Origin of the sequence: Lonsdalea populi, from assembly GCF_015999465.1 — a bacterium.
GTDB lineage: Bacteria > Pseudomonadota > Gammaproteobacteria > Enterobacterales > Enterobacteriaceae > Lonsdalea > Lonsdalea populi.
Window position 1 is genome coordinate 3,069,218 of record NZ_CP065534.1, and the last position, 12,244, is coordinate 3,081,461.

Below are 12,244 nucleotides of genomic sequence, written 5' to 3' on the forward strand. Positions count from 1 at the left end.
GTGATCGCTTCGGCCTGTTCCTTATTATTGCCAGTCTGGTCTGTACACTTGCTTGAGATTCAGCGCGTGTAATGCTCTGAGATAATGCGTTGGTAAAGCGCCATATAGCTGTCGACCATGCGATCCGCCGTAAAGAGCTTATCAAATCTTGTTTTCGCGTTAATGCCCATCTGGGCGACGACGTTGGGATTTGTCCAAAGCCGTTCCAACGCAGCATGCAAAGAAACAGGGTCTGCCGGTTTGACAACGATACCAGTCTCTTCATGAAGGTTGATATAAGTGGTCCCAGTACCAATTTCACAAGAAATCATAGCTTTACTGTACATAGCCGCTTCAAGAAGCGTCATACCGAAAGCCTCTGAGCGGAGATGCGACGGAAACACGACGGCGTAACAGAGCTCAAGTAATGCACATTTGTCTTCGTCTGAAATGGCCCCTAGAAAATGTACATTATTTAACCCAAGACGGGTGGTCTGTTCTTTAAGCTCCTGCTCACATGGCCCTTCTCCGATGATGACCAGCGGATAGTCTAAGTCAACCATTGCATCTAGCAGATAGGATATTCCTTTGTAATACCTCAAAAAGCCAACGAACAGAAAAAAACGGCCCTCCAGTAACCCTCGCCATTTATTTAACGTCGACTGAGTTGCTGGTGGGTAGGATGCGCGATCCAGGCCAAATGGAATAACCTCCGTTGTCCTGTCCAGCGAGCTTAATACGGGGCTGGTTTGAACATAATTAGGGGAGGAAGCTACTATCGCATTCATGTCTTTCAGGAAACGGTTCATCAAGGGCTGATAGAGACGCGCCAGGTATTTCTGTTTAACGATGTCTGAATGATAAGTGACTATCGCAGGCTTATCCGGCCGCACTAAAAAATGCACCAAATCCATATAAGGCCACGGAAAGTGGTAATGAACGATATCGGCTTGATCAGCCAGACGTCGGAAATCACGAAATGCGGAAACAGAGAACCCCGTAGAAGCAATATAAAGATCTTGTTTTGAGGTATGCACGCGATGATGAGAAAGCACCTCATTTTTGGATGTTTTTTCATCGGTTAATGATAGGACATCGACCTCTGCGCCATAGCGACTAGCACCTTCGGCCAACTGATAAATCACTTGTTGTACGCCGCCATAAGCAGCAGGGTAATAGGTCTTAAAAAAATGAAGAATGCGCATCGGTAACCTGTGACTTTTATGAATTTGGAACAAAACCTTCTGTTCCTGTTAGGGCATACATCATCAAGAAAATAGGTTTATTTTCCGAAAATAAAATAGTAGTAAAAAGATTATTGCGCCTATCTGCACGTCAAATTGATCGAATATTGTTTCTGCATATTTAGATAACATCACGTTGTCATCAAGAAGTGCGATGAAACATCTAGTGATAGCTTAATGAATGTAGAGCCGGGTGTCGGTAGTAGAAGAGTAAAAATCATAGCCCCACCACATTCGAGGGTGAGACTATGTCATGGACATGTCGTTAAGCTGAATACATCCAAAGGAGCGTTTCCTCAAGAGGAGTCGGCTGCCAGGATGGGAGGAGAGAAGAAAGGCGCTGAGCACTTCCAGTCAGCACTTTCACTTCATTGGGACGCACGAACGCAGGATTGACACTTAATTCAATACGATAGCCAGCCAATGACTCCATTGTCGAAATGACTTCTCGCAATGAGGTTCCCACACCGGAGCAAACATTGAAGACTTCGCCAATCGGACGCTTGTTCAAAAGACCGGCATAGGCCTTACAAATAGCACGCACATCATTGAAATCACGCCATACATCCAAATTGCCCAGCTCGATACGAGAGGCCTTTCGACGAAAGTGAGAGATAATTTTCGGGATCAAAAAATTCTCACTTTGTCCTACGCCTGTGTAGTTGAACGGCCGAGCAATCACAATCGGCAGTTTATCCATCCACAACTGCGCCATATTCTCCATGGCCAGCTTACTTACCGCATAGTCATTTGCCGGTTCAGGCAGGCTTTCTTCCGTAAGAATTCCTTCAGTACGATTCCCATAGATATTGGCGCTGCTTGCAAGCAGCACACAATCAAGGCCATCCGATACATCAGACAACGCCTCTAATAGGTTGCGTGTACCGATCAAATTTACACGGTAGAAATTTTCCGCGTTGCCGTGAGCAACAAAGGCGATGGCAGCCAGGTGTACGACAACATTAGGTCGAATTGTGCGAACGGCTTGCTTTACCGCTTCCAAATCACACAAATCAACCGATTGCTGCGTGCCGGCAGTTGCTGCAGGCAACTCCAGACCATGAACTTCATACCCGGCGTTAACCAGTTCCTGAGCCATGTAATGCCCGGTAAACCCGTTAAGGCCGGTGATCAGCGCACGTTGAGTCATATTAGAATGAGAACCCGGCTTCGTTGCGGCGCATATCAGCATCAACCATCATCTGACACAGCTGTTCCAAACTGGTGTTCGGCGCCCAGCCCAATTTTGCTTTCGCTTTCTCAGGAGTACCTATCAGCAGTTCAACTTCTGCCGGACGATAGTATTTGGGACTGACCCGTACTAACGTTTTACCCGTTGCCACGTCTACGGCGACTTCTTCTTCACCCTGACCATTAAACTCGATGTTGAAGCCCGCAGCCTTAAAAGACATACGAACGAAATCACGAACGGTTTCAGTGCGATTTGTTGCCAATACATAGGTATCCGGCTCATCAGCCTGCAGCATACGCCACATACCTTCTACGTACTCTTTAGCAAATCCCCAGTCACGTTTTGCATCCAGATTGCCCAGCTCAAGCACATCCAGCTTGCCTAATTTGATTTTGGCGACAGCATCAGTAATTTTACGGGTAACGAATTCACGACCACGGAGCGGCGACTCATGGTTAAAGAGAATTCCGCTACAGGCGAAAATATTGTAGCTCTCACGATAGTTGATCGTCATCCAGTGAGCGTACAGTTTAGCGACGCCATACGGGCTACGGGGATAAAACGGCGTCGACTCAGATTGAGGAATTTCCTGCACTTTACCAAACATTTCAGAAGTCGATGCCTGGTAAAAGCGAATATCAGGATTCACAATGCGAATAGCTTCCAACAGATTAAGCGCACCGATACCGGTAATTTCAGCCGTCGTGACAGGCTGTTCGAAAGACACACCGACAAAACTTTGGGCTGCCAGGTTATAAACTTCCGTCGCTTTACTTGTCTGAAGCAGACGTATGCTGGAAGACAGATCCGTCAAATCATGCTCAACGAGATGCAGGTTTGCATGATTCTGTATACCTAACTCTTCAATACGCCAGAAATTGACAGAGCTGGTACGACGATACGTACCATAAACTGTATACCCTTTTTCCAGCAGGAGCTCAGCCAAATAAGCCCCATCCTGACCAGTAATTCCTGTAACAACGGCGATATTATTCACTTTGTATACTCTTCAAAATCACATCTTTAATCGTAGCGGCAGTATCATGCCATTTCGTAGGCATGTACTCGCGTATAACTCTCTCTGTCTGCATTTCAAGCATGCCAGGCTCAAAGAGAAGGCGTTCAATTTGCTCAACCCATGACTCCACCGAGTAGGGCGAAGCAAACACAGTCAATTCAGGAGCAATTTCAACCATGCTGGAAGTATTAGAACTTATACATGGCTTCCCATACCAGAGACTTTCAGCTACGGGCAACCCCCATCCTTCATACAAAGCTGGGAACAAAGTAAACAAACAGTTTGAATATAACCAGCTCAGTTCGTCGTCACTGGCATCAGTTATAACATCCACTAATTTGTTCAGAACGCGATCATTCTCGACTTGGAAGGAAATATCCCCATCATTCCATCCTTTCCTGCCTACCAAAACAAGCCGAGGTAGAATCTGCTCAGGATGGCGCTGATGAAGTAGACGGTAGGCATGCAAAAGTGCAACCTGGTTTTTACGAATCTCCAGAGTGCCTACACACAAAATGAAGCGTTCACCCTTATCGTAGCGACCAACACCGCACTCAGAGCGGGTATTCGTCTTAAAATCGTCGCCTAATCTGATGACTTCCATATTCTGCATATCTATCCCAAGATTACGGCTTCTCAGGACAATATCTTTTTTCGTACATTCTGAAATAGCGAAAGACTGATCGCATAATGCAACAGAATCATCAACCCAACGTCCAATGTAATCCCCGAACCCCACGCCATCTTGATAGAAGTACGGAAACAACTCAGGAATAATGTCATAAAACAGCTGGATATATCGCACGCCAACGATTTTGATGCGTTTTATCTCATTAATATAACAAGCAAAAGCCCAGTTAGCTCCTGCGGAAAACAATACATCTTCAGCAGAAAAATCGACTTTTTCTTTCACTACAGCACCATCATCTGTAAGTTCCACATGATGAAAAGCACCGAGAGAGTTATCAATTGCAACGAGTTTGAAGTCGCTAACTAATGCTGAAAGTTCCTGCGCAAGATAATAGACCGTTCTAGGAATTCCCGTTGGGGTACCTTGCCATCCGACCATTGTCGAATAATCGTAATAAAAACTCACGCGTCGTTCTCCACAAGTTCAGGATAGCTGGCAAGTAATCCTTGTTTGACCTGAAGCGCAGTATCCTTCCAACTTGAGCGCTTATACGTGTTCTTCACGCGTTCGCACTCGTTCTGCAGTTCCGCGGGATTATCAACTAACTGATGAATCTGCTCAACCCATTCATTGAGAAGCAATGGATGGGCGTGCCTAACTAAACCTGGCGCTATCTCCAACATGGATGAGGAGCGTGAAGCGACGCAAGGTTTGCCGAAGCACAGGCTCTCTGCCACAGGCAAGCCCCACCCTTCATAAAAAGAAGGATAGAGTGTGAACAATGTCTTTTCATATAAGAGACATAGGTCTGCATCCTGTAATCCTTTAAGTACTTCTATACGCCCTTTAAGACGGACATCATTCTCAATCTGATATTCAATATCCTGATCTAACCACCCTTTGCGGCCAACGATGTATAACTTAGGCGGTAAATACCCCTGTTCTTCAATCATGTAACGCCATGCGTTGAGAAGCATGATGTGATTTTTACGATATTCGAGGGATCCCACTGTCAGCAGATAAGGCTCGCTAGTTTTTTGGATGATTTCTTCTGTGGGTGCCCCACCTGCCGAAGGCACATCATCGCCAAGGCGCACCACTTGCACCGGTGGAAGCATCAAGCCATGTTCTGCTGCAAACTCATTCAAATCGCGTTTTGTGTTCTCAGATATAGCAAAAGCCACATCACAATTAGCTACCGCTTCAATCAGCCAATTCTTGTATATATCAGAGAAACCGGGACCATAGGAAAAAGGCAACACGGAAGGGATAACGTCATAAAAAAGTACCCCTAATTGAACGCCTTGCTCACGCAAACCAAGCAACATGTTGTGATGTTCGCTGAAATCCCAGTTAGAACCGGCAGTAACAACGACATCACCAGCCTCAATAGGTATATTTCCACTAGCGGAGCGCAGCTTTAGATTGTATTCGGAACATGTCCCATCAGATGCAAATAATCCGAGACGTACGTTCGTCAAAAGTTTCTGCAATTCGCCGCCAATCTCTGAGACTACGCGCTGAATTCCTGTTGGGTGTCCAGTCCAGTTTGCGAGAGAGGTACAATCAAAAATCACTTTCATGAACAGCACTTTTCCTTGCTTGTGTCTTGTAATTGAGAGATGAATTCAGGCAGGCTGTGCAGTACGTGTTTCCACTCTAAAGCACCTACAGCGTCACTACGTGCATAATGATCATCGGGCCGAGTTTCGCTCACCAGCCTAGCAAGGCTTTCAGCATCTTTAACTAAGAAGACTCCCGGCTCTTCGGCGACATGCTCAAAAGCTCTAAATGAAAATTCCGCCCCTAGAATACATTTAGCAGATAAAAGGGCTTGAGCCGTTTTAAGGTTTGACCCCCCCCCCTCCCAGACAGGCAATACGATTCCACTTGAACATAAAATCGCAGAGTCGATATCTTCGGCGCTGACCAAGCCGACAATGTGTAACCATGGGTAATCTTTCGGGTCAAAGTCTGGCATGGTTGCGGCTAAACCATTACCCGCACTGCCAAGTACCCACAAGGCGAAATTTTTGTCCGCTTTATTTTGCGACAACGCCATAACAAGATCGCGCAACCCATTAATATTAGGCGGATGCCAGCTACCAACAAATACCCAGTTAGCATCCCGATTAGCAAAGCGAGACTGCCATTTTTTATCTTCAGAGCCCGATACAGGGCGAGAATGTCCATTGAAATAGATCTGGACCGGAGTCCCCGGACTGACTTCAGAAATATAGTCAGCATCCAATTCGGAAACTGCGATAGCACCAGCACAAGCTTTGATGACTCCTCGCTCCAGATCGTCGACATAGGTAGTGTATTCAGCAGCAACTTCTGGTGAATAAAGATCACGGTAGATTTGACGTTTCATCACAACTTCAATGTTGTGAGAACTATAAATAACCTTTACATGCTGACCTAGAGTCCCATCCCTAAAGAAACGCTCTACAAGAGGCCATAAAAAAGGCTGTTCCAACAGAATCATATCGGGGTTAAAATCACGGACGTGTTTACATACACGGTCATAGCATGACTTTTCCTTTTCGAGGAAAACGCAAATCCCCCAATCAGAAAGCATTCCACTGATACCAAATTCAGTCCAACGACGCTGATCCAATTTTACAGAAAGAGATGAAATATCTTGTGTATCACCCCACTCAAACGACAACGTCTCAACTGAAAATCTGGAGCGTAGGCTACGCCGAATGTGATGACTACGTAATTTGCCTCCATGATCTGGTTGCTCTACGTCATAAGTTGCCATCTGCAATATTTTCACTTAAATCATCCTTTAGGAAGCCAGGTATTAACAGTAACATCAAAAAATATTAACTATTTTCACTATTCTTTTGAATTTCAATTATTTTTTTAAGAAAATCTTCGTTTGTTCCGCCCTGTTCAAGCCACCCTTCAATGTCTGAATGTTCAGGTTTTTCCAGCTTTAAGATTGCTGACAGACCCCATCGGACAAACAACTCTGAAGCTGGCGCATCAAGACGGCAATGCTCAGACAGAAGTTTACACCGCATGTCTCCTACAGATTCGCACTGCCTACACCAGTAGGCGACTTCTTCATCACCGATGGCTTGCCGTCCATTAATAGCTTGTTGCAACCAGCGTACAGAATTATTGCTAAGCAAAGCATTGGATGATCGGCTTTCATACTGTAAACCATCGAACATCGCTTGGACGGTTTCAAATTTTAGCCAACCAGCGACTTCTGCTGGGCTACAGACCCGTCCGAACAGAAGCCAATAGGCCCATCGAACGGCTTCTTCTGAATTACGCAACAACTCAACAGCCTGGTGGCGACCATGAGCTTGGGAAATGTCGACCAAATTTAGTGCTATTGCACGCGCGGTGTCCCGCCAGCTCCCCATTCCAGGCGCTTTTACCAGACGTGTTAAATTGGGAGTATCTTCCAGCAAACGAGCCAAATCACCTTTACGGTTGATGTCGAAATAGTAAGGCCAGGCTCCCGCAAACTCACCAAAAACTGGCAAGCGATTCGCTAAAACAAGTCCATTATAGGCAATACCTTCCGAAACAGACATGCCATAACCCTCACTATGTGAAGGACAGACTACAGCCATAGCTTGTTGATATGCCGCCATCAACTCAGCATCGCTAGCATCGCTTAGCCACTTAACTTTTGTTCCAGCACAGCGAAGACTCTCGCTAATAGCACCAGCAGCTCCCCCTTCTTTGCCTATGATAAGCAAAGATGCCTGTCCACCCGCCGTCAAATATGCCTGATATTCAGCTACGGCCTCGACGTACCCCCGGCGAGGTTCAACCGTCCCCACCATCAGGAAAAATGGTTCTGTTGGTATACGTCGCGTATCTATCAACTGTTTTTCCGACTGAAGCGCTGGAGCTAAGGGAATCACTGGGCACCGATCGTCGTCTAACGTTTCGCCAATTGAAGCGCAGTAAGTCAGCAGATCCTGACGGGTGGATTCGGAAATAGTAAAGAGGAGATCTGATTTTTTAATCACGTCAACCAGAGCTGATTCAAATTCTTGTGCAGCTTTAGGATCACAAAACTCAGGATGCATGATAGGAATCAGGTCATAAATAACCGTGGCAATACTCACGCCTTGATCGCGGAAATAGTTATACCACGATGTCATGCCCGCACTCCAAAATGCGTCCGGACATAAGTAGACATCACGAAAAAGAAAATCGAGAGGAGTAAAGTCGTTAAGATTATCTAGAGTGATATCTTTCGCATCATCTAGTGTATAAAACCCATTAAATTGATAACTGACTGGAATACACTCCAACTGGGTAATATCAGAAAAAGTGTCCGTCTGAGCAATTAATGAGCGAACAACTCGTTGTACTCCGGTATTCAATCCACTGCGAAATGTCGAAGTACAATCGATATAAAGCCTAGGATCTCGCTCAATCATATTAATTCCCGCTCTCGTGCAATAGTTGGCTATAGACTTGCTCAAGATCTCTAATCACATTGGTCCAGGTAAAGCGCTGCTGAATGTGCTCACGGAGACATTCTGACGGCATCTGCAAGACCTGCCCGATCCCCTTACTCATGGACTCTCTGGAGTCTGGGTCAATATAGACAGCATCTTTTCCAAAATATTCCGTCGTGGAACCGACTTCTGTGACCATAATTCGGCATCCCGAAGCCGCCGCTTCAAGAGCTGCGATACTTGGCGTTTCTAACGTACTGGGCATCACAAACGCCTCAGCTCCCGCCAATGCTGAGCGTAATAACTCAGAACCATATTCGACAGGGCCTGCGTAAATAAATTGCTCTTTGCCAACGTGACGACATTCTTCTAAATAAGCTGAGTCACGCGCATTGCCCACAACAACCAGACTCAAATCCGGATAATCTTGCAATGCATCAAGAAAACGTAGCTGATTTTTACGGGATTCAATATTGGCGACGTTTAGCAGGTATCGTTTATTCGCCAATCCTCCCCACTCACGAAATAACTCAGGAGATGCAGACTCGAAAAAGCTTTTTTCAACTCCGTTATACACCACACTGAAACGAGAAAGATCCACCTCGTAAACTTCACTAAGTGCTTTGGCTTCAAGCAAGGAATTCACAACGATCCTATCGGCAATAGCCAATAATCTCTGAATATCATCATGCGGATAATTCCACTTGGTTTCAGGCGTCACCCATAAATTTGGTGTAATAACGAGATGTTTTCCCTTTTTTTTCAGGTAGTCACATAGCTGATATGAGCCAGGCATCACAGAAAAAAAGTGAAATATCTTCGGCTCGTCTGACGTTGGCTGCCATGGATCGTACAGCCTGACGTTATGGCCAAGCACTTCCAAGTGAGATTTCCATGCCATTAATTGACGCTCTCCGCCACCCGGGCAGTCGAAAGCCCATGGATAAACGCCAAAAATTACATCGTATTTCGTCTGCTCACTCATACTCATTAGAAGCTGTTCTCCTGGCCTGTTTCACTATCCTTAACTTGATCCCCTGTCCCATCCAAATGCCCGCGCAGATAACAGGCGGTATCATGCCAACTAACCATACGATATTGGCTTTTAATCTGCTCTCTGACGGAAGCCAGACGATCGGGGAAATTTATCCACTCGCTCATTTTTTCCACCCATTCATTAGTCATTAGAGGGTCAGCGAATGGGGTTAAATCAGGTGCAATCTCTAGCATGCTAGAACTTTGAGAAGTAATGCACGGGATGCCATAACAGAGACTCTCTGCAACCGGTAGTCCCCAGCCTTCATAGATAGAAGGGTATACAGTAAAAAGCGCTGAAGCGTACAAAGCCCCAATATCTGAATCACTCAAATCGGATAGAATCTCTACCTTGCCATTCAATACAGGATCGCCTTCGACCTGTATGCGAACATAAGCATCATACAAACCCTGCCTCCCAGCGATATACAGCTTCGGCACATCAATACCGAGATTCTGGATCATGTAGCGATAGGCATTGAGCAATGTAATATGATTTTTTCTAAATTCGATGGTACCAACTGAAAGAATATAATCCTCTACGATTTTACTTTTGACTCTTTCGGAAACATTATCTACATCAGCAGGAATATTGTCTCCAATACGTAATATATTGATATTATTAATTACCAAACCTAAACGTTCCGCATAATCCAATACATCTTTTCGAGTACTAAGCGAAATGGTAAAGCATACATCAGCTAGCTGTATGGCACGTTTCAGCCAACTTTCAAAGCGTGCAACAAATTCCTGTGTATAAGTAAAAGGGAATTTGATTGGAATAATATCGTATATAAGTAGTCCGAATTTAATGCCGCGAGCAACATAGTTGCAAATATGCTCAAAGTGCTCGGGATAATCCCAATCATGCCCTGAAGCGAAAATCATGTCTCCATTTTCAAGGAAGACTCGCTCTCCCGACGTTCTGGTATCAGCACAGTAAGCATAACAATCACCAACAGCGTCAAAAATGACAGTGACCGCATTCGGCATCACATCAACCAAAGAAACGCCCAGTTCATTGATAACACGCTGAATTCCAGTGGGCTTTCCCACCCAGTTGTTCAATGCTGTACAGTCAAAAACAACCTTCATTTATCTATACACCTAATCAAATTAACCGAAGATATTCAGTCAGAGGCAAAACAGCATTAAACATATTCTCGAACTCTACGCGTGGCGAACGTTGAAGGACTTGGACGTCGCTTTGATGTGCGAATTGACAGATCTGATGGCGAATTTCTTTCTCATCGGTAGGATCAACCTGCATGCAATCAGGGCCCAACATTTCGTTCGTCCATTCTGAACGAGAAAGTAGCAGCGAACAGCCCATAGCGGCAGCTTCTATAGCCGAGGCCCCAGGAAAGTCGAGCGGAAGCTCAATCACCATTTGGCTATGCGCCAATGCGGAAAGATGCTGTTCAGAGCCAAAAGGCATGGCTGGAATAAACCGAACATTGGGTCCAGCCTGACGTTTACACTCATCCGCATAGGCCTGATCTCTTACACCACCGGAAATGATCAAGTCTAGATTTAAATCTTTGAAAGCACGCACGGCGGCCAACTGGTTTTTTTGGGGCTCAATAATACCGGGCCATATTGCATATGACGTCAAACCATATGATTCCCGAAAAACATCCGTCACATTCTTACGAAAAAACTTGGGTGAAATCAGGGGTGAGACGTGGATAACATCTTTTCCCTCTATATCCAGATACTGACGGAAATGGTTTTCTTCCGTCTGAGAGCGGAATACGACGGCATTGAAATGGCTTAGTAGTGCCGTTAAACGCGTCAAGGTGCAGGATGAAGGCGGCTCCACAAACCACAAGTTAGGCCAAAGGATCAACCTCAGGCCATGATCTTTGGCTGACTCAATGACATGCTCAGATCCCCCAGCCATAGAAAAATGAATAACCGACTGATAAGCATTAATGGAGCGAGAGGTGGGGCCATAGATATCGCAAATCATGCCTGCGCGATTTATTGCTTCGTTTAGCAAATGAATCTCTCGTTCGCCCCCACCGTCGTACATAAACGCGCTGGGAAATGTAGTCAGCAGGATACGATTCAAGTGACCTCCCCTTCAATGGCTGCCAGCTTTATATGCTTGTATTCCATGACATTTCGGCTACTGATTTTGAAATAGAGATAATCACAATTGCTAATTGGGAAATCTGGATAAAGAGAAATATCGAGAGACATCAGATAAAGATAGATAGAGCGCAGCGTACCTTCATGGCCTGCGATCAAGACGCGATCATCATCCGACCAACGAGTTTCGTTATTTCTATACCACCCAGTGATCCGAGCGATCATTTCCCGGAAGGTCTCGCCGCCAGGATAACGTAAATCAGGAGATAACCAAGGCTGACGAAAACGGGCATCACGCTCCCAAAGTTCGCTCAACGTAATGTGACTCACATCCCCGGTATTTAATTCTTTCAGTTCATCTTCAAGTCTGATCTTGTCCGTACATGCCAATCCAGCAATCGTGTTGACAGCTCTTGAGAGTGGTGAAGAGTAGATGTGGGTGAAAGGGATATTTTTCAGCGTCTCACAGACTTTCTGAGCTTGCTCGCTTCCCTCTTGCGATAACGGATAATCTGATGAACCGCAAACCAACTGCCGTTCGTTGGCAAGACTTTTACCATGCCTCAGCAAATAAAGTTCCATATCTCAATCCGAAGGTAGTATATCAATAAG

11 protein-coding genes are annotated in these 12,244 nt (G+C 45.4%); all 11 read right to left on the bottom strand.

The features are described from left to right. Nucleotides 1-59: 59 nt before the first annotated feature. Complete coding sequence (locus I6N93_RS13500; protein WP_085687897.1) at nucleotides 60-1,184, bottom strand: glycosyltransferase family 4 protein; 1,125 nt, start codon at nucleotides 1,182-1,184, stop codon at nucleotides 60-62. A gap of 304 nt (nucleotides 1,185-1,488) precedes the next feature. Further along, nucleotides 1,489-2,373, bottom strand: coding sequence for a GDP-mannose 4,6-dehydratase (locus tag I6N93_RS13505; protein WP_085687850.1), 885 nt, complete (start codon nucleotides 2,371-2,373; stop codon nucleotides 1,489-1,491). Nucleotide 2,374: 1 nt separating this feature from the next. After that, on the bottom strand, nucleotides 2,375-3,412 hold the full coding sequence (gene gmd, locus I6N93_RS13510) for a GDP-mannose 4,6-dehydratase (RefSeq protein WP_085687848.1): 1,038 nt from the start codon (nucleotides 3,410-3,412) through the stop codon (nucleotides 2,375-2,377). Continuing rightward, a complete protein-coding gene (locus tag I6N93_RS13515) occupies nucleotides 3,405-4,529 on the bottom strand; it encodes a glycosyltransferase family 4 protein (protein ID WP_099017435.1) in 1,125 nt (374 codons plus the stop codon). Before I6N93_RS13515 ends, gmd begins: the two co-directional genes overlap by 8 nt. After that, nucleotides 4,526-5,647: a glycosyltransferase family 4 protein gene (locus tag I6N93_RS13520; RefSeq protein WP_197669163.1), complete on the bottom strand. Its 1,122-nt coding sequence runs from the start codon at nucleotides 5,645-5,647 to the stop codon at nucleotides 4,526-4,528. The genes I6N93_RS13515 and I6N93_RS13520 overlap by 4 nt, the downstream gene beginning before the upstream one ends. Then, on the bottom strand, nucleotides 5,644-6,846 hold the full coding sequence (locus I6N93_RS13525) for a hypothetical protein (protein WP_112103618.1): 1,203 nt from the start codon (nucleotides 6,844-6,846) through the stop codon (nucleotides 5,644-5,646). Before I6N93_RS13525 ends, I6N93_RS13520 begins: the two co-directional genes overlap by 4 nt. A 49-nt stretch (nucleotides 6,847-6,895) precedes the next feature. Further along, on the bottom strand, nucleotides 6,896-8,482 hold the full coding sequence (locus I6N93_RS13530) for a glycosyltransferase (protein ID WP_085687844.1): 1,587 nt from the start codon (nucleotides 8,480-8,482) through the stop codon (nucleotides 6,896-6,898). A 1-nt stretch (nucleotide 8,483) separates the two neighbouring features. Further along, nucleotides 8,484-9,494: a glycosyltransferase family 4 protein gene (locus tag I6N93_RS13535; RefSeq protein WP_085687842.1), complete on the bottom strand. Its 1,011-nt coding sequence runs from the start codon at nucleotides 9,492-9,494 to the stop codon at nucleotides 8,484-8,486. Beyond that, a complete protein-coding gene (locus I6N93_RS13540; protein ID WP_085687840.1) occupies nucleotides 9,494-10,633 on the bottom strand; it encodes a glycosyltransferase family 4 protein in 1,140 nt (379 codons plus the stop codon). The genes I6N93_RS13535 and I6N93_RS13540 overlap by 1 nt, the downstream gene beginning before the upstream one ends. A 16-nt stretch (nucleotides 10,634-10,649) precedes the next feature. Next, nucleotides 10,650-11,612, bottom strand: a complete 963-nt coding sequence (locus tag I6N93_RS13545) for a glycosyltransferase family protein (RefSeq protein WP_085687838.1) — start codon at nucleotides 11,610-11,612, stop codon at nucleotides 10,650-10,652. Beyond that, entirely contained in the window at nucleotides 11,609-12,214 is a 606-nt protein-coding gene (locus tag I6N93_RS13550; RefSeq protein WP_085687836.1) for a histidine phosphatase family protein, read from the bottom strand. The genes I6N93_RS13545 and I6N93_RS13550 overlap by 4 nt, the downstream gene beginning before the upstream one ends. Nucleotides 12,215-12,244 lie beyond the last annotated feature (30 nt).